This window comes from Terrimonas alba (assembly GCF_042434975.1).
In the GTDB taxonomy this organism is placed as follows: domain Bacteria; phylum Bacteroidota; class Bacteroidia; order Chitinophagales; family Chitinophagaceae; genus Terrimonas_B; species Terrimonas_B alba.
The window spans coordinates 474095-492961 of the sequence record NZ_JBHMQM010000004.1; the positions used below are offsets into that span (position 1 = coordinate 474095).

Consider the following 18867-nt stretch of genomic DNA (forward strand, 5'->3'; position numbering starts at 1 on the left):
GTTCTTAACGACGTAAATAGAAGCTCAGAATATCTCAGATTCGATAACAATCCGGGAAATACTTCAGGAAAAAGTAACTTCCTGGAATAGCGGAGATGCTGATACATATTCAAAGCATTTCTCAGGACGCCTCCATACCCGGCTACTTCAAGTTTTTCAGAAAGAATCAGGTGATTGGAAGATAGTTGTCTATCACAATGTCGACTTAAAGACGGACACACCTATTCCGGCACACCGGTAAATATCTGCATAATCTCATACTTGAAAGAATCAATGCTGAACGGCTTATAATAGACCGTTGGCAATATGGTAATGAACAACAAAAAATTAATTTAGCTTTCGTGTCGACCGACACGACGCAATTATTCCGCATGCAATCACATCCACTACTTCCAACCAGCAAACTGTCGTTCATCTGTGGAAGAAAAGAATAGCTCCTGTCCGGGTTTGTTTACCTTAGATAATCCCTCAAACCTCACTTACTCAATAAACGCTCCCACCTTCTCATTATCGCTTTCCATAACTTATTAGTGTCAATAACTTACAATGAGAAGATTCGGGTTTGCATAAATCATCAGTTACGATGGTTCAATCAACTATTGACTATTTTAGAAAGCCTACGCCCAGTGGGGAGCGGGTGTATTCCTTCTACAAGCCTGTTTTTGAGAAATGAAGTAAATTTAATAGGGGCTTCTCAATTAAATCTTTTACTTATGCGTTTCCGGCTTTTTATTTTTTTTGTTCTTATTGCCAGTAGCGCACAAACACAAACTCATAAGATAGATAGCATACGAAAAAACCTTAGCTTTCTTAATGGTAAGGAAGCAGTAAATAGCCTGAACGCATTAGGCTGGCAATTTTTTTATTATTGGATCCATTCCGATTCCGCTCTTAAATATGCAGATCTTGCCCGGCAGAAAGCATCCGCCATTAACTATCTTGGTGGAATGGCAGAAGCTTTGCTCATCGAAGGCGGCGTGAAGGGGCGGCTTTTAGGACACCCTGATGCAATGGAACGGGATACGAGAAAAGCTATTGAGCTTTTAAATAATGAAACCAATCCCCGAGCTTTTTCTATGGCCTATTATAACCTGGCCCTTGTATTAGCCATAGAAGGTAAATATGATGCAGCCAATGAAGCGGTAGGTAAAGCAATAGCCTACGCAGCGACGGCCAACGAATCATTATTGCTTGGTTGGGCCAAACAAGCTGCCGGTTTCAGTTATTCAAAAAGCGGGGAATACTGGAAATCTTTCGGGAATTTGATCGAAGCAGTTGAAATTGGAAAGCAGTATAATGACACGGTGCTCATCTCGTTTTCATTAGCCTTTATTGGAAGAGCATTTAACCGGGTCAGCGATCCGTCCAAAGCATTATATTATTATCACCAGGCACTTCAATATAAATGCCCGTTTGTCTTTATTTGGCCACATACAGAGGATATGGCTTATGCTCACCTGGTATTGAAACAATATGACTCCGTGACCTGGTACCAGCAGAAATACAGGGCTGATATTAATTTATATACAACGGACCCCGCTGTCAGAAAAAAATTTGGCGCTTATGCGTATGGCTTTTCAACGGAGTTGCAGTTGGCTAGGAAACAGTACGATACTTTATTAGACCAGGTATTACCCAGGCTTCCACTGCTGCGAAAAAGCAATGACGTCTTCCCCCTGATGGTTAATTTATTAGTGGTGGCGAAGGCTTACCTCGGCAAGTCAAATTATCAAACCGCCCTCGGTTATGCCGGCGAATTGAATCAAATAGCCTACCACGCAGGCAATAAACAGTTTCAGAAAGATACATATGAACTGCTTGCATCAATTTATGATCATCTAAAAAAAACGGACAGTGCCTATCATTATTTCAAACAGTTCGCATCTATCAAAGATTCAATGGAAACTGCACTATATGCCGGCAGAACTGCTCTTTATCTGGCAGCCTCAGAAGCAGAAAATAAAATCAGGTTGCTAAAAAAAGACAAAGAGTTGGGCGATCAGCAATTAACATTAAACAGAAAAGAATTACAAAAACAGGCCCAATTAAAGAACCTGCTTATTGGCGGCAGCGTTGCCTTACTATTGATCTCCGTGCTGATCATCAGAAATACTATGCTGAGAAGAAAAAATGAGCAGCTTCGCAATAAACATGAACGATCAGCCTTAAAACGAAAAGCCATGGAGCTTGAGATGCAGGCATTGCGGGCACAAATGAATCCGCATTTTATCTTTAACTGTTTAAGCGCTATTGATAACCTTATTCAAACCAAACAGTCAGACAAGGCAACGTCTTACCTTGCCCGTTTTGCAAAATTGATCCGGTCAGTATTGGATAGCTCTAAAAATAACCTTGTGCCATTTCAAATGGATTTGGAAACAATACAGCTATATCTCGAAATGGAAAAGTTTCGGTGTAATGATAAATTTCACTATGAGATAAATGTGGAGCCGGTTTTATTGCATGGCGATTTTAAAGTGCCTCCGCTTATCGTACAGCCGTTTCTTGAAAATGCGATCCATCATGGTTTGTTGAATAAAAAAGAAAATAACAAGCAATTACAGGTGAAAATAAATCTCTGCGATGAATTTATTGTTTACTCAATCATTGACAATGGTATTGGCAGGGAAAAAGCTGCCGAATTTAAAGAAAGAAATAAGCCCGAACATCAATCATATGGCATTGCTATTACCCGGGAGCGAATTCACTTGCATAATCAGAATGGCATTGACGATGATCTTGTGATCACGGATCTTGAAAAAGAAGGCGTTTCTTCGGGAACAAAAGCTGTTATACGAATAAATGGCTCAAAATCTTAAAATCAAATCATGCTGAAAGCCGTGTTAATTGATGATGACGAAAGTAATCTTAGCTCGTTAAGCGAAAAACTTTCCAATCATTGCAAACAAGTTCAGATCATTGACTGCTGCGATAATCCGGAAGAAGGGATTCGTAGTATTGATGAATTGAAACCGGATCTTGTTTTTCTTGACGTTGAAATGCCTCAAATGAACGGATTTGTAATGTTGCAGCAACTGACCTACAAAAATTTTGAGCTCATCTTTGTTACAGCTTATGATCATTATGCCATAAAAGCTATTCGAAGTTGTGCACTGGACTACCTGGTGAAGCCGGTTGAAATAGAAGAATTAAAAAGAGCGGTTGCCAGGGCAGAAGAAAAGAAAAAACAACCTCCCTCATCCTCACAATTAGATCTCCTGATCGGGCATTTGCAGAAGAAGCAGACAAAATTGCTGACAATACCAACAAGTGATGGGCTTCAATTCATCAATATTGAAAACATCATTTATCTTGAAGCCAGTGACAATTATTCAAACATCTATCTTTCTACTGACCAAAAGTTTTTGGTAAGCCGTACGTTAAAAGATTTTGAAGAGTTGCTGCCTGCGGATATTTTTATTCGCATTCATCACTCAACTATTGTAAATAAGTTTTTTGTGGACAAATACATCCGTGGAGAAGGCGGGCAGGTTGTAATGCGCAATGGAAATGTTCTTGATGTCTCTAAAAGAAAAAAAGCTGATTTTTTACAGGCAATTGGATATTAAAACAGGGCGGCCGGGACAAACACTTCAAGCCTCACTTACTCAATAAACACTCCCACTTTCTCATTGCCTCTTTCCACAATTTATTTTCGAATATAATTTGCATTGAGAAGATCAAGGTATCACATCTGATTTTAAAAGCAGGCTGCAAATTCGGGAGGACAATCAAGGTTATTATTAAATTTTTAAACCTCTTCATAAATAAAATAACCATTATGCAACGCAAATCATTTTTAAAATTTGGCATTGCCATCGGCTCTTTTCTTGCAGCGCCTTTTTATGTAAATGCGAGACCTGGTTCCAGGGCCAGGGATGACAAAGGCTTCAAGGTTGATGCCGGGAAGGACCGCTTTGATAAAAGCATTTCCCCTTTCGAAGGAGACAATTTTTACACTAAAGTATCAACCAAAGACACAGATGGGGGTATGTATGTTTTTGAGTCAACCCGTCTAAAAGAAGGTGGACCCATCTTGCATACACATTATGATACAGATGAATGGTGGTATGTATTGCAGGGAACGTTTCTCATCAAAGTAGGCGATAAAACATATAATGCCAAAGCAGGAGATCTGGTATTTGGGCCGCGAATGGTGCCACACACTTTTGCGAAGATCGGGCAGGGAGAGGCGAAAATCATTATCTGCCATCAGCCTGCCGGTAAGATGGAAGAGTATTTTAAGAAACTCAGTGAAGGAGAAGCTAAAAATATGTCCGAAGAAGAAAGGAACAATCTCAGGAAAGAACACGGTTTTGAAAAAGTTGGCCCTCCTTTGACTTATTTGAAGCAGTGACCCTGGCCGGTTTTACTTATCGGCGCCGGTGTTCATTGCCGGAGCCGAACTTGAAAATATTGTTATAGTAATGAAGAGCATTTCCAAATTAATAAAAGCATAAAAAGCGCAGGCAATAACCATGCAACCAGAAAAATCAAAAATTGAAACACCAAAGAATGTTTCATTGCAAAGCGGGCAGCTCATTTCCCGGGGAGCCATCGTCCGTATCATGATTGGCATCATTCTTTTATTAGTGTTGGCGCATGTCGGATTTTATAAAACGTATATCCGACACTTCCCCGGTTTTGCTGACTATACTACGCGTACTGGTCGCAATTTTCACTTTACCTGGGTCATACACTTTCATGGCATGATGATGATAGGGTGGCTGCTTATGTTATTGCTGCAACCCTTTCTTATTTTGAAGGGAAAAATAAAATTGCATCGATTGGCGGGTCGCCTGAGTTATGTACTGGTTCCACTGATACTGTTCTCAATGTATTTGGTTACCTCTTCCAGCCTTCAGCGTGAGTTAGCACAGGATGGACAAATAGCACTTGTTGCAAGAAGGATTGCGCTGGACGTGCCCCTGATCATATTCTTTGCCATACTGTATTTGCTCGCCATTTTTTATAAACATAAACCGACCTTGCACAGCCGCTTTATGTGTAGCACCGCTTTTATATTAATTAGCCCAGCTTTGGCCAGGACGTTGAGGGCCTGGCTCGATGCCAGTCGTGACGGTAGCATTGAGATATCCAAAAACATTATTGTGATTATTGCAGGGCTAATTGCCGCTGTAGATTCGTGGCGGACAAAACGTATCAGCCCCTTTACACTGGTATTCGGCCTCATGTTGTTGAATAGAATTATCTGGGATATCAGAGACACCCCTTTTTGGCAGGCAATAGCAGGTGTGATAGCAAAAATGTTTTGAAAAACGTGAATTTAAAATTCATTCAAACTAACGACAATGGAAAAAGAAAAGGAAGAGTCAGCTGCTGCATCCAAAACCAGCCCGTTAAAATGACAAAAGAACTCAGCGGACTTCAATAGAGATTTAGCGTGGCACGCTAGAAATCGGCGGTTCGACCCCGATATCCTCCGCCGTAAAAAAAGGAAGCAAATCATGTGCTTTCTTTTTATGTTTTTCCGAATAGTATACCTTTTCGACATTCAAGTTATATGCTTTCTATCTTTTACAACTTGAGCGTCATTTTATATTGCAACAAAGTATGAAATCGCCATAATGACATTAGATTGTTAAAGGTTGCAGGAAAATGTGTGCTGAAAAATCTACTTAGTTCGTTGCTTAAAATATTCGATAAATCTTGCTGAATGAACACGGACAATGGAGGACCAAATGTTTTCCTTCAGTTATCAGCATATTCAAAACCTGCACTAACTAAAAGCGGTCGTTCACAAGAAAATTACCAACAATTTTCCTCTATTTCTTAAATTAGAAGAAAGCATTTCAACTGCAATGAGAAGCTTTCTGATTTTTGTGTTTTTTTTAGCCACTCAACCACTTCTGGCTCAAAAGGCCAGTCTTGAGCTTTATGGCCAACCCAAATTAGCGCGGGGCATATCCATTGAACCCTATGCACTGTTTTATGAAAACCCATCAGGAGATACTACCCAGCCACTAAGCGAAGTGATAAAACAATCATTTATTCCATTTGCATCATCGTCAGTTGCAAAATATCACAATATCCTTCAAATGAAACGGACAAGCCAGGTGGTCTGGCTGCAATTCAAAATAACAAACACCCATCCGGCCGATACTATTCATTTGTGGTATGTTCACTGGGCTCATGCGGTAGCCTCGCTTTATTCCGAAGCAAATGGCAGGTTAACCTATCTTGAAAGTAATGGACTTTGCACTCCTGTAAAAGACCCATTGACAATATTCGGAATGCCTTTGGTGATTCCACCTCATACGACCCACCGTTATTTTGTTCGCATTGCAGATTACATTGTGTTGATGTACCCGGTTACGGGCACTATTCATACCACACAAACCTACCAGGCTGCTTTGCTCACTGACAATTCAAATAATAAATGGGTATTTTTTTTAATGCCGATGCTTATTGGTTGTTTATTGCTGATGAGTCTATACACTTTCTTTCAATATATTTTAAACAGGGACAAAGCATTTTTATTTTATGCGCTCTATGCGGCGCTTGCTTTTTGCTGGATGATGGAATTAGCCAATCCCCGTTTTCATTTGGGTTTCGTTCCTTCCTTTCTGCCCTGGCTGGGTCATCCTACATCTTTTTCATTTACTTATATTCTCAGCATTTTGCATGTTCTTTTTTTATCCAGGCTCCTTTCCATCCCCGCTGAGCAGCCCGGGATCTGGCGGGTGGTACGGCCCCTCCTGTTCATCCTCGCCTTCTTGCAGGTGATGGTGGTTGTTCAACTTTTCACCGGCATTTTAATTAAAAGCACAGCCTGGTACTTTTTAATAGATGGGCTACCCGGAGTGCTCATGGGTTTGTTAATGATCATCGCCACCATCCGGAGTAAAAGCAAACTAAAGATCTATTTGCTTGTGGGCGAAATCATTCTCTATTTTTATGTCATTGCCGTTTCTCCCTTGCAAGGATATTTTCTCAGGCTGGATTTATCACCACAGCTTCAGGCTTTCATGAACTTTCCACCCATTTTTATGGCCTTAGGTTTATTTACCGAACTTTTTTGTTTTTTATTGGCATTAGCGAAGCGAAACAAATTGATAGAAGTTGAAAAAAATAATTTACAACAGAATTATACCGGTCAACTTGAAACCGAATTGACGAAGCGTACAAATGAAATTGAACAACAAAGCCTGCAATTGGAAAAACAACATGCTGAGCAGTTGCAGTTGTCTTTTGAACAAAAGTTGTCAGAAATAGAAATGTCGGCGCTCCGTGCACAAATGAATCCGCATTTTATTTTCAACTGCCTGAATTCAATCAAACTTTATACTACCGATAACGAATCGGCCAAAGCGGCTGATTATCTTACCAAGTTCAGCCGTCTTATTCGTTTAGTGCTGGAAAATTCCCGTTCAGAAAAAGTTACACTGAAAAATGAACTGGAAGCCTTAGCCCTATACATGGAAATGGAAGCCATGCGGTTTAAAAATAAATTGAACTTTACTATCGAAACAGATCCGGCTCTCGATACTGACCTGGTTGAAATACCACCGTTGCTTCTGCAGCCATATGTGGAAAATGCGATCTGGCATGGATTGATGCACAAAAAAGAAGGAGGAAGTGTACATGTAAAAATAACGCAGCTGAAAGCGGAGCGTTTGCAAATTACCATTATAGACGATGGTATCGGCCGGGCCAGGGCTGCTGAGTTAAAAAGTAAATCAGCTATCGCCGGTAAATCATTTGGAATGAAAGTGACAGGAGAACGCATCGCTCTTATCAATCACCTATATAAAACCAATGCTAATGTGCAGGTGAATGATTTGACCGATGCGGAAGGGAATGCCGCAGGAACGGAAGTGGTTATAGAAATATTGATTTAGAAATTTATTGAAGTATTCAAGTTTACACCGATGTTAAAAGCGATCTTGATTGATGATGAACCCGACAGTATTCGCTTGCTGGCATTACAGTTAAAAATGCATTGTCCGCAGGTAGAAATAGCTGGGCAATACACGAGCAGCGTAGAAGGATTGCAGGCGATCCGCTCACTGAAACCGGATCTGGTTTTTCTCGATGTAGAAATGCCGGAAATGAATGGGTTTGAATTATTGGATCGGTTAAATGACATATTTTTTAGTTTGATTTTTGTAACTGCGTATAATGAATTTGCTTTAAAGGCTTTCCGGTTCAGCGCTCTTGATTACCTGGTAAAACCATTGGATACATCCGAATTGCAGGAGGCTGTAAAAAAAGCTGAAAAGCACCTGCGGATTGATCAGCGACAAATTGAATTATTGCGATCACAATTGCAGGGACAACAACCACCACAAAAAATAGCGGTGCCCTTTCACACCGGTGTTGTGTTTGTAGAACTGAAAGACCTGGTTTATGGTGAAGCGGAAGGGAATTACACAAAACTTGTTTTAACCGACGGGAAAACTTACCTGCTAAGTAAAACACTGCGTGAAGTGCAGGAAGTATTGGAAGTAAGAAATTTTTTGCGTGTACATCGTCAATACCTCATCAACCTTGATCACATCAAATCCTATCACAAAGGAGAAGCCGCTTACCTCGTGATGCAGGGAGATATCAATATTCCCGTAGCAAAAAACCAGAAGGAACGGCTGGTGCAAAAATTTGGTTGGCTGTAAGCTGTGGCTTCCCTGATCTTCTTCGCTCACTCAAAACGGTTCTTCACGTAAAAATAAACCGCCTTCACAGGATTGGTTTGCAAACCGCTCCGGTTTGCCCCGAAGTTTGTTTAAAATTATTTACTCACTAAAAGCATTTTAAAAATGAAACATCAACTACCAGGATTATTTCTTTGGGGCTTTGCCTTCCAGCTTCTTTTTTTGTCATGTAAAAAAGAAATGATAATTGTACCGGAGACTGAAACAATTTCAGCAACCCAAAAAGTGACAGAAGGAGGAAATTGGCTTCCCTTTAAAGGATCTTATCCTACTACAAGGGAAATTCTGAGCCCTCCGCCGTTACTGCAAGCAAGGATCACAGGAATAGGGCAGGCTAGTCATCTGGGGCAAAGCAAATTTATTATCCAGTCTACTATCAATTTTACCACTCCGCCCCCATTTCAATTAACCGGCGCCTCTACATTTTATGCGGCTAATGGAGATACTTTTTATACGGTATTTACAGGAACATCCACTCCCTTAGCAGACGGTACGTTTTTGGCAATTTTTAATCATACCATTACCGGCGGAACCGGCAGATTTCAAAATGCAAGTGGAAGTTTTACAGGTCGGCACATCGGCCATCCGGTAAATCCAGAAGGCTTTACTTCTATCGAAGGGGGTACCATTAATTATTATGTAAAAGCGCCGTATAAATTGTAGGTTGGGTTTTAGCGGGCAAAGAGCGGATTTGGCAGAGATAAATTCTGGAACAAAGTCCTTCGGCTCAAGTTGCAGATTCTGTCAGGTATTTCGTTGCAACTGGTGATTTTCTTCGCCCACCCAAAACGTTCCCCCACATAAAAATAAACTGTCTTCAAAGGATTGTTACACTATCCGCTTCGATTTGACCGGAAGTTTGTTTAAAATTATTCACTCACCTAAAGCAGTTTAAAATGAAAAAGTTTATCCGTTTAGGGTCGATTCGGTTTGTTCCTGCAACTGTTTTCTTATTAATAGGTGGAATCCTCCATGCTCAAAACCGCCCAAAGGATAAGGCAGCCATTAATAAACAAATTGATGCCATGATATATAGCTGGAACAATCATAATTATGATGATATGAAAAACTACACCACAAAAAATATCGACTGGGTGAATGGCGTAGGTATGTGGTGGAAAGCGCAAAAGGAGTCTCAATATGCACACCAGGCCTATCATAAAACAATATTTAAAGAATCGGTAATGGAGAAAAAGTTTGTCGCCATCCGCTTGAAGGAAAGAAAGACGACGCACATGATATTCTGGAGACCCTGGTTTATGTGAAAGTAAACGGGAAGTGGTTAATGACTGCAGGAGTAGTAGTTCCTATTGTAAAAGAAGTACAACAGTATGACCCGGTGAAACAAATGCCGAAGTAATGATGAACCACATTTAGCCGAACAGTTCGGAGTTGTGTTCATGGTGAATCTTGCAACCCGGATTATATCGGGACCGTATATGATCTCACTCTACCATGCCACATTACTGTTTTCACGTATTCAACCTTTTGTTATGAAAAATTATCCTTTTCCAAACATTACCCTTTACATCTTCATGTTCATCAGCCTGTTTATAAGCTCCGGCTTGTACAGCCAGATGGTCCAGGGAAAAGTAACAGGCTCAAACGGTGAGTTACTTTCCAACGCAAATGTGTTGCTGTTCAACAGCCGGGACTCTTCTCTGGTAAAAGGCGCAGTATCAGATAAAGCCGGGAATTATCAGTTTCAAAATATCCGCCCGGGCACTTACCTCTTATCAGCTTCAATGTCGGGGTATCAAACTGCTTACTCCCTGTCCCCGGTAATTGTTGGCGAAAACGAAATTGTTGTCACCATTCCTGTATTGAATCTTTCAGAAAATGTAAAACAGCTTGGTGAAGTAAAGGTGATGGCCACTCGCCCCTTTATTGTGCAGGAGATAGACCGCACCGTGGTGAATGTGGCTAATAGCATTGTGTCTGCTGGCAATACCGCCCTCGAAGTTTTGGAACGTTCACCAGGAATTATGGTTGACCGGCAAAATAATGTTATCTCCATGCTTGGGAGAGACGGAGTAAATGTAATGATCAATGGAAAATTAAATTACATACCCGCTTCATCAGTGATACAAATGCTGGAAGGCATGAACGCAGCAAACATTGACAAAATAGAGCTTATTACAACACCGCCAGCGAATTTTGACGCACAGGGAAATGCCGGTTATATCAATATAGTTTTAAAACAGAATGACAATTTTGGCACTAACGGATCCATATCCGGCACCCTTGGCTATGGCAAAGGATGGATGGGCCAGGCAAGCCAGAACATGAATCACCGTAAGGGAAAAACAAATGTTTTCGGGAATATTTCTTTATCAAGAATAAAAAAACCTACTCCGTTTAATGGATACAGCCGGGTATCCAATAACGGGAACATTACCGAAAATTATTTCAACACAGACAGAGTTGATACCACCTGGAATTATAATGCCCGGTTGGGGTTGGATTACCAGGCAAGCAGCCGCACCTTATTGGGGCTTTTAATTACAAGTGGCGGCAGGTTGTTCCGGCAGGGAGAGCGCCGAAACAACCCGACTTATTTAAACGGTCAGCCTGATACACTGCGGACCAGTTCCAACAGTGAGATTAATAACTTGTTGAATTATGGTGCAAATCTTAACCTGCAACACACATTTAAGGATGGCCAGGATTTAAAGGTGAATGCAGATTATATTCACTACATTAATGACCAGCCTGTCAACTATTATACCCAATTTTTTGACAAGGCTGAGGCTTTTATTCATGATTCCACAGCAAGAAGCAAAAAAAAGACTCCCATAGATTTTTGGGTAGCGGGTGCAGATTATTCCAGGAAACTTTCCAAAAAAATAAGCATGGATGCCGGCATCAAGGGAACCATCGCTTCTTTTACCAATGACATCAGTTATGAAAGACTGGTACAAAATAACTGGGAGAGAGATCCTTCCTACTCTGCGGTATATACACTCAAAGAAAATTATTCCGCTGCCTACATTTCATTTAATATGACTGCAAGCGAAAAAATCAGTATCAAAACAGGCCTTCGTTATGAGTACACCAATTCGAATCTCGGTACGCAGGATACAAAAAATATTGTTGACCGGCATTATGGAAACCTGTTCCCCAGTTTTTTTCTTTCGCATAAGGTGAATGATAATAATACCTTCTCAGTTTCCTACAACGCCAGAATTGACAGGCCTAAAATCAATCAACTGGCCCCCTTTACTTATTTTACCAGTTCAAATTCGGTGTTGACCGGCAATCCTGCTTTGCAGCCTGCCATTTCCAATAAGGTGAGTTTGGGTTATTCCTTTAAAAAATATTTCTTTTCGGTAGCGTTTGCCAAAGAAGACCATGCCATAGCAGAATTCCAGCCAACAGTTGATTCGGTAACCAACAAGACAATCGTCACCGCTGAAAATCTTAAGAATAAAAAGCTGGTGTCTGCTGTCGTTTCTATTCCGGTAACTGTTTCAAAATGGTGGAGCATGTTTTATAATATAACCGGCCTGTGGGAACAGGTGAATGCCATTTATAAAAACGAGCCGGTACGGCTGGAAAATAAAAACATTAATATTTATATGAGCCAGCGGTTTAACCTGCCGAAAGATTTTTCAATTGAGCTATCCGGGTTTTATCTGTCACGGTCTTTGCGTGGTATCGCAGTGAACAGGGCAATGGGTAAGCTTGATTTTGGGCTGAGAAAAAAAATGTCCGAAAAAGATGCCATCAATTTTTCGGTGGATGATGTATTTAATATTTTTGAATTCAGAAGTTATGCAGACATCCCGGAGCATAACGTTGTGGGCGACATTCGTTTCAAATTCGCACAAAGGACTTTCAAGATTACCTACTCACGAAATTTTGGTAACACAAAGCTGAAACAGAGCAGAAACATTACGACGGGTGCAGAAGAAGAGAAAAAGCGGGTTGAATAGTAATGGCAATCTTTCTATGCCGCGGTTCGTGCTTGCCTGCTCTGAAGTAAATGTATCTGCTCAATCCGCCGACATCATTTTAATCAATGGAAAAATATTTACTTCCGACACCAGCAAATTGTATGTTCAGGCAATTGCAATTAAAGGCAATAAAATTTTAGCAACAGGAAACAATGCCGCGATTGAAAAATTAACAACTTCAAAAACAAAAAGAATTGACTTAAAAGGGAAAACAGTTGTACCCGGTTTTAATGACCAGCATGATCATGAGCGTGGCGGGGTAGACCTATCATAAAAACGCTGAGGTTGTAAAATAGTTGGCACGAGGATATTTGTATTTTAATAAAATGGATGGCGGTTAATTATTAGCTGTCTTATTGCCCGGATCAGAAATTTGAAAGTCTAAATTGGATCATTTTCAAAACATTTAAAAAAAGGCCGTCTCCAAAAATGGAGACAGCCGGATGTCGGTTTTTCAAATTTCGTTTCAGATTAATTATTGTTTTAGAAAGCAAATTGTTTCCGAAAGCGGATTAGGATTGAATTTAATATAGTATACACCAGGAAGCAGGTTGTCTATATTAAGTGATAACAAATTATATCCCGTTGTTAACTGTCTCGAATCTTGAATAACGACCCGCCCGGAAACATCAATGATTTTCCAATGCCTGATTTCTTTGCGTTGCGATGCTATCGCAAGGTTTAAAAGTCCTCTGGCAGGATTAGGATAAAGCTGAATACTGTTGTTTTTGGCTGGTAACGCAACCGAAACAATTTTTGAATAAAGGTCACTTCCGGCTTGACCGATATATTTCAACCGGTAATAAACTTCTGTGGCCGGCAATCCGGTTATGTTAACATCTGTATAATTATACTTGTGGGTACCAGGGCTGTTTGCTGTTGCAAGCACACCAGCCTGCCGGAAATCAGTCCCATTAAAACTTCGCTCGATTGTGAATTGTGATGTGCTGTTTTCATTCCCTGTTTCCCAGTCTAGCACTGCATTGTTTGATACAAGCGTCACTTTAAAGTCAATAAGTTCTAATGGAAGCACTGAATTATATTCGATTGACCAAAGCTCACGGCCAAGTTCCGGCTCACGGATACCTGCGTATATGTGGTTAGCAGTCTCGGCAGACTCCTGCATAACTCCGTTCCCTGGGTTACCAACCCTCTTTGAGATATGAGTTCCTGATTCAGAGCCATCGCTCTCCCAGGTTTTAAAACCATTGAGTCCATCGTTCCCCGTAAAAAATAGTTTATTTAATAATTTGGAAAAATTGCCTGTGGTTCCGTCTTCCGCACCGGGCCACACGTCTTTTACTAATAAAGTGCCTTTACTGCTCCCATCGGTTTTCCAAAGTTCCGTACCCGTTTCCCCGTTGTTCGCAGAAAAAAACAATACCCCGTTTACATTTTTAAACGCAAATGGATAACTATGGGCTGACCCTTTCCAAATATCCTTCACCATTACGGTACCGGCCTCAGTGCCGTCACTCTTCCAAAGTTCTGTTCCGGCTGTTCCGCTGTTTGCCGAAAAAAATGAAATTCCGTTTACATTGGTAATTTCAAAAGGATAACCCGAGTTTATACCGATCCAAATATCTTTTACTAATTCTGTACCGCCCGCGGTTCCATCGCTTTTCCATAGCTCCATCCCTTTTTTCCCGTCGTCGGCAGCGAACAATAAAACCCCATTAAAATCAGCTAAGGATTGAGGATAACTGCTGCCAGAATATGGATTGATATCCTTTACTATAAATGTCCCTTCCACCGTTCCGTCACTTCGCCACAACTCTACACCACTTACTCCATCATCAGCGGCAAAATATAAAATGTCATCCATTGCTGCCAATGCAGAGGGATTACTTCCAAGCGGACCTGGTCTGATATCCTTAATCATCATAGTACCGTCAGCACTACCATCACTTTTCCAGAGTTCAGTACCATTACTTCCGTTGTTAGCCACAAAAAAAACGGATGCGGCTACTTTAGTAAGGTATCCTATACTACTACTTGCTGGGCCAACGTGAATATCTTTTACCAGGAGTGTGCCAGTAGACGTGCCATTACTTTTCCAGAGCTCCATGCCGCAGCCACCGTCATTAGCTGCAAAAAAAAGGGTATTATTTACGGAAGTTAGATAGCAAACATTGCTGCTGGCCGTTCCTGGGTTGATATCTTTTAATAAAGTAAACCCCTGCTGGTAAGACTTAAAGGAAATGACGGACAGGATAATAGGTATAACTATACGTTTCAGTTTCATCTGTATCGGATAATTTATTTTTACAAGGGATATTGGAGGTGGAGGTAGTGCTAAAAAGAAAGATGGCGATGCAGGAAGACCTGGAATTGGGTCAACGTTATATAAAACTAAATGATATTAAATAGCAATTATCAGAAAAAAAAGCATTTTTTTCGACAAATAATGGTTAATCACTATTTTAATTCGTATTAATACTTAGTAAATATACTTTCATAGAAACGATAAATTGCTATTCAATTATCGGGGATACACTATGGCAATATGAAAAAGGCTGGCTGGAATATTCCAACAAACACTTTACCGGCCAGTTTATCGCCGATGCTATGCTGTTATTGAAAAGAAGCCAGGGTGATAAAACTTAGCAGATAGTACAGCGCTTCGAGTTTCAAAATTTGCCAGTGGACATTAAGCAAGTGGGGTTATTCTAATGGCATTTAGTCGGAATACAAACGTTGTAGATATATTTATTTATCTGAACGATGGATTCATGGTTAACATGTAAGGAGTACAACTTGGGAGAATACATTTATAAAGGCGATAGACAAACAGACAATTCGTTCAAGGGTTGTGAATGCAATGCCGTTCGCCGGTCACATGGCAAGTGCATCCGTGGAAAGAATGGAAACATGTTGGTAGACTTCAGCGGGAAAAAAGTTGTGGTATTGGCCAGACAACTTAGAAAATGTAAGAATACATTGTTGTCTGTATGAATAATTATTTTTCAAATTCGAAAATCTCGCTTTCTATCTTTTTTAGCCTTTTGCTTAATTGCATATCCGCCTCTTTATTATTTCTGATTCTTTTCACAAGGTAATATCCATTCTTGATTCCATTCCTGGCAAATAAAAACCCCAAACTAAAAGAAACAAAAGATGCAAGCAGGACCCGTGTCAGAAGTTCAGTAGAAGTCATAGTAATTCAGTTTGAGATTAATTCAAGTAGCGGATTGTTTTTATACGCAAAAGTTATTACTTATGCTGTAAAATCTCACTTAATGATATTGTATGAATTTAACGCTTTAGATGAAATGTCACAGATAGATGTTATCTGGACCGGCACCAAGATCGGCGATAGAGAAATAGACGGCTATAAGATCAGCCTGATTCAAATTGACTCCTTCTATGTCGAAATGATTCGTCGCCTTGATGATAGTGTACCGGAACGGATAAGAACCTTCTCAAGCACAGACCAATTAAGTCCGTACTTGTCGCAACTTAACATAGACGGTTTACTATAAGTAGAATCCTGAATATCTGCAAAAGTTAATACAGTGGTGCCGTGCCAGGCGAAACATTCTTTTAGGATTAAATAAAAGTGACCATCAATTTCAAATAAAGAGCCCTTTCGCATATATGCCACGCTCCAATCAAATCACCGATGCCATGCTGTTATAGAAGAGAAGCCAGGGGATAAAGGATGGTAGATTGCACAAGTTTCGAGTTTCAAAATTTGCCAGTGAAAATTAAACAAGGGAACCTTTTTAGTTAACATTAATAATAAGTGTAATTACAGGAGGATCATTACTCCCTAGGCAGGAAGGTGTTTTATTGAATTAAGAATGATGTAGGTAGCGTTCTGAAAATGGAAGTCTTTTACTATCTTATTCCAACATCTGTTACGCAAACTCAATGTCACCTGTTTTGCACATACCTTAGTACAGAAACATTGCCCGAAACGGACGAAAGAAACTTCGTTCCCGAAACGGCGCTTCATATCCCAATCCATAGTCTTAGAGGAGAGAATTTCTACTTTCATAAATTTTAGAATATTTTTAAACGTCAGTAATGCGATATTTTAACTTGCAGGTTCTAGGTGCTACTAGGATTTTTATAACTCAAAGTAGAGAGAATATAAAATGAATAGCCAAAATATAGAGTTGTTAAAAGATGACTTTGAGTTATTACTTCAAAGGCGAGCTAATGGCGAAACATTAAAACCATTGAAAAATGTAATTTTTAATTTTACCATACAGATCGGAGGCAATGTTATGTCTGATCGCAGACAATCCTCTTTGAGATTCGAATTTTGCCTTTTTAAGGCTGATGTAACGGTACTCGGGCGAGATATGGCCGGTTTTGTTTCTTTTGCAAATTGCATTTTCAACAAGGATGTGAAGTCAATAGTAGAAAATACATCTTTTAAAGATTGTTCATTTAATGGAAGCTATTTGATGGAGATTGATCGAAAAAATGACTTCACATTAGATGACATTTCAGTTCGTAATAAAATAGAGCTTTCGGGTAATGCAGTTCAAGTTAGAATTCAAAATGTAAATCTTGGCCAAAATAAGGAGGCTCAACTTCTTTACCTAGATAAACTTTCATGCCAAAGACTAATAATTGAAAATGTTGTATTTGAGAAAATCGATGTTGGTCGATCTAGTGTAACCAATTGGATTAGCTTAAATAAGATAACGGCGAACAAACTGATTATGTCAGGAGTAGTCGTTAACGGCCTTTTAAAATTTGAAGAATCAAATGTTGATAATTTATCATTGATGAACATAAAAGGAGATTCACCGAAATTAAAAATCGATGGCAGTAATAAGTTTAATGCTTTTCATCTGCCTCTTTCTAGTTTTCGAGTCGCTCAGATATTTGATTGTGAGATTGCCGTTTTGGAATTAAGTGACACCAATATTAAGGACTCTTTTGTTAATATTAAAGGAGTAAAGACGAAATCGCTTATGTTTCGAAACGTTTATAACGAAGGAGTTCTAACTATAAGCGAAATGAAAATGGCCAGCGACGGCGTCGTTTCTATTATATCATCAAATTTGGGAAAAACAGACTTCATTTATTGTGATTTTTCTAAAGCTGTGATGCGTTTTGAAAATAGTAAACTTACAGAGATATTTCTTTCGGAAACAAACTTTCCCAAGCAAGTAAAAGTTGGTAATAATGTTAACCATTCACAAGCTCAACTGGCCTTTGGGCAGCTGGCTACCGCTTATCAGAAACAGGGAGACACCATTAGGGCGTTAGAATATAGTGCACGCGAAATCGAAGCTCACTATTACGAAACTGACTGGCACTTCTCCCAGATCTTTAATAAAATTAATCTTTGGCTAAACTTGGTTTCAAACAATTTTGGTAGAAGTTGGATACAGGGAGTATTGTTTTCATTCTCTGTTGGTATTTTATTTTATTGTGCTTTGCTGATTTCCACTGATGAATATCATTTTTATATCCCCAACATTGATACTACACTTATACCAAGCTTTCTAAAGTTTATGAATCCGATACGATTTTTTGAATTGGAAACTTTATTCGCAAAGCAAATATCGTTAACCTTAAACTCATGGTCATACATTTGGGATTTCTTGGGGCGTGTCTTTGTCGCCTATGGCTTCTACCAAACGATTCAGGCCTTTAGAAGGTTTGGTAGGAGGTAAAAACACAATTAATTTTTGTGACAAATAAATTTTATTGTAGTTGAAATAGTTGCAAAATACATTTTAGCCAATTTCCGAATTTAAGGTTCACCACTTTGTTTCTTCTTGGCAGTTTTTTAATAGTTTTATCTTTAATTGAAACATTCCTCCACTTTAGTGTTGAATCTTTCAATAAGTTCGGTGTCTTATCGTTCACAGGCGTGATACTTCATCAGAGCCGGGAGGAGGAAATATTAGATCATTGGTTAGGGAATTCCGATAGAATTAAACAGTTTTATGAAGAACTGAAAAAACATACAAGTCTACAAAAACTAACAAGCAGAAAAAAATGTAGATAAAAGAATGTCTCTTTGCCCTTGACAAAAGGCAGCACTTAATAAGAAAAAAAGATACAAAGCTTTAGCTTCTTGTGAAAATAGAATATGAAGATTCTGTAAAGCTTTCTTGGTATTCTTTAAATAGAAGGATTGTTTTGTTTATCTCCAAAATTGAATCAAGTTCAATTGGAAAACTTAAATTTTGTTCTTTTTTGGCCTCCTCTAACTTTTCGAATATGACATCAAAACGGCCAACGTCTTGTAATTGGTTTATTGATTCCAT

At 39.5% G+C, this 18867-nt stretch carries 14 protein-coding genes; 12 read left to right on the forward strand and 2 right to left on the reverse strand.

Features of this window, described 5'->3' with window-relative positions:
• Positions 1–713: 713 nt before the first annotated feature.
• The 10 genes from ACFEL9_RS14020 to ACFEL9_RS14065 all read left to right on the forward strand — a co-directional run bounded on the left by ACFEL9_RS14020 (position 714) and on the right by ACFEL9_RS14065 (position 12902).
• Positions 714–2819, forward strand: a complete 2106-nt coding sequence (locus ACFEL9_RS14020) for a histidine kinase (protein ID WP_385891059.1) — start codon at positions 714–716, stop codon at positions 2817–2819.
• A 9-nt stretch (positions 2820–2828) separates the two neighbouring features.
• Positions 2829–3569: a LytR/AlgR family response regulator transcription factor gene (locus ACFEL9_RS14025; RefSeq protein WP_385891061.1), complete on the forward strand. Its 741-nt coding sequence runs from the start codon at positions 2829–2831 to the stop codon at positions 3567–3569.
• Positions 3570–3781: 212 nt separating this feature from the next.
• Positions 3782–4357 carry a cupin domain-containing protein gene (locus ACFEL9_RS14030; RefSeq protein WP_385891064.1) on the forward strand — a complete coding sequence of 192 codons (576 nt, stop codon included), beginning with the start codon at positions 3782–3784 and terminating at the stop codon, positions 4355–4357.
• Positions 4358–4478: 121 nt separating this feature from the next.
• A complete protein-coding gene (locus ACFEL9_RS14035; protein ID WP_385891067.1) occupies positions 4479–5276 on the forward strand; it encodes a hypothetical protein in 798 nt (265 codons plus the stop codon).
• 546 nt (positions 5277–5822) lie between these two features.
• Positions 5823–7862: a sensor histidine kinase gene (locus tag ACFEL9_RS14040; RefSeq protein WP_385891069.1), complete on the forward strand. Its 2040-nt coding sequence runs from the start codon at positions 5823–5825 to the stop codon at positions 7860–7862.
• A 30-nt stretch (positions 7863–7892) separates the two neighbouring features.
• Positions 7893–8633, forward strand: coding sequence for a LytR/AlgR family response regulator transcription factor (locus ACFEL9_RS14045; RefSeq protein WP_385891072.1), 741 nt, complete (start codon positions 7893–7895; stop codon positions 8631–8633).
• A 144-nt stretch (positions 8634–8777) separates the two neighbouring features.
• Entirely contained in the window at positions 8778–9335 is a 558-nt protein-coding gene (locus tag ACFEL9_RS14050) for a hypothetical protein (RefSeq protein WP_385891074.1), read from the forward strand.
• A 233-nt stretch (positions 9336–9568) separates the two neighbouring features.
• Positions 9569–9937 carry a nuclear transport factor 2 family protein gene (locus tag ACFEL9_RS14055; RefSeq protein WP_385891077.1) on the forward strand — a complete coding sequence of 123 codons (369 nt, stop codon included), beginning with the start codon at positions 9569–9571 and terminating at the stop codon, positions 9935–9937.
• 228 nt (positions 9938–10165) lie between these two features.
• Positions 10166–12607, forward strand: a complete 2442-nt coding sequence (locus ACFEL9_RS14060; RefSeq protein ID WP_385891080.1) for a TonB-dependent receptor domain-containing protein — start codon at positions 10166–10168, stop codon at positions 12605–12607.
• Positions 12576–12902, forward strand: a complete 327-nt coding sequence (locus ACFEL9_RS14065) for a hypothetical protein (RefSeq protein ID WP_385891082.1) — start codon at positions 12576–12578, stop codon at positions 12900–12902. The genes ACFEL9_RS14060 and ACFEL9_RS14065 overlap by 32 nt, the downstream gene beginning before the upstream one ends.
• A gap of 201 nt (positions 12903–13103) precedes the next feature.
• Here the strand turns inward: ACFEL9_RS14065 and ACFEL9_RS14070 are convergent, their stop codons facing one another.
• Positions 13104–14873, reverse strand: a complete 1770-nt coding sequence (locus tag ACFEL9_RS14070; protein ID WP_385891085.1) for an ELWxxDGT repeat protein — start codon at positions 14871–14873, stop codon at positions 13104–13106.
• Positions 14874–15900: 1027 nt separating this feature from the next.
• Here ACFEL9_RS14070 and ACFEL9_RS14075 point away from each other — a divergent pair.
• Both ACFEL9_RS14075 and ACFEL9_RS14080 read left to right on the forward strand, forming a co-directional pair.
• Positions 15901–16110: a hypothetical protein gene (locus ACFEL9_RS14075; RefSeq protein ID WP_385891087.1), complete on the forward strand. Its 210-nt coding sequence runs from the start codon at positions 15901–15903 to the stop codon at positions 16108–16110.
• A gap of 618 nt (positions 16111–16728) precedes the next feature.
• Complete coding sequence (locus ACFEL9_RS14080; protein WP_385891090.1) at positions 16729–18267, forward strand: hypothetical protein; 1539 nt, start codon at positions 16729–16731, stop codon at positions 18265–18267.
• 399 nt (positions 18268–18666) lie between these two features.
• On the opposite strand, the gene ACFEL9_RS14085 is transcribed toward ACFEL9_RS14080, so the two are convergent.
• Positions 18667–18867 carry a hypothetical protein gene (locus tag ACFEL9_RS14085; protein WP_385891092.1) on the reverse strand — a complete coding sequence of 67 codons (201 nt, stop codon included), beginning with the start codon at positions 18865–18867 and terminating at the stop codon, positions 18667–18669.

Excerpts from the sequence above, each read along its gene's own strand:
- ACFEL9_RS14020 (WP_385891059.1), top strand. The coding sequence starts at position 714 with ATGCGTTTCCGGCTTTTTATTTTTTTTGTTCTTATTGCCAGTAGCGCA.
- ACFEL9_RS14025 (WP_385891061.1), top strand. The coding sequence starts at position 2,829 with ATGCTGAAAGCCGTGTTAATTGATGATGACGAAAGTAATCTTAGCTCG.
- ACFEL9_RS14030 (WP_385891064.1), top strand. The coding sequence starts at position 3,782 with ATGCAACGCAAATCATTTTTAAAATTTGGCATTGCCATCGGCTCTTTT.
- ACFEL9_RS14035 (WP_385891067.1), top strand. The coding sequence starts at position 4,479 with ATGCAACCAGAAAAATCAAAAATTGAAACACCAAAGAATGTTTCATTG.
- ACFEL9_RS14040 (WP_385891069.1), top strand. The coding sequence starts at position 5,823 with ATGAGAAGCTTTCTGATTTTTGTGTTTTTTTTAGCCACTCAACCACTT.
- ACFEL9_RS14045 (WP_385891072.1), top strand. The coding sequence starts at position 7,893 with ATGTTAAAAGCGATCTTGATTGATGATGAACCCGACAGTATTCGCTTG.
- ACFEL9_RS14050 (WP_385891074.1), top strand. The coding sequence starts at position 8,778 with ATGAAACATCAACTACCAGGATTATTTCTTTGGGGCTTTGCCTTCCAG.
- ACFEL9_RS14055 (WP_385891077.1), top strand. The coding sequence starts at position 9,569 with ATGAAAAAGTTTATCCGTTTAGGGTCGATTCGGTTTGTTCCTGCAACT.
- ACFEL9_RS14060 (WP_385891080.1), top strand. The coding sequence starts at position 10,166 with ATGAAAAATTATCCTTTTCCAAACATTACCCTTTACATCTTCATGTTC.
- ACFEL9_RS14070 (WP_385891085.1), bottom strand. The coding sequence starts at position 14,873 with ATGAAACTGAAACGTATAGTTATACCTATTATCCTGTCCGTCATTTCC.
- ACFEL9_RS14075 (WP_385891087.1), top strand. The coding sequence starts at position 15,901 with ATGTCACAGATAGATGTTATCTGGACCGGCACCAAGATCGGCGATAGA.
- ACFEL9_RS14080 (WP_385891090.1), top strand. The coding sequence starts at position 16,729 with ATGAATAGCCAAAATATAGAGTTGTTAAAAGATGACTTTGAGTTATTA.
- ACFEL9_RS14085 (WP_385891092.1), bottom strand. The coding sequence starts at position 18,867 with ATGGAATCAATAAACCAATTACAAGACGTTGGCCGTTTTGATGTCATA.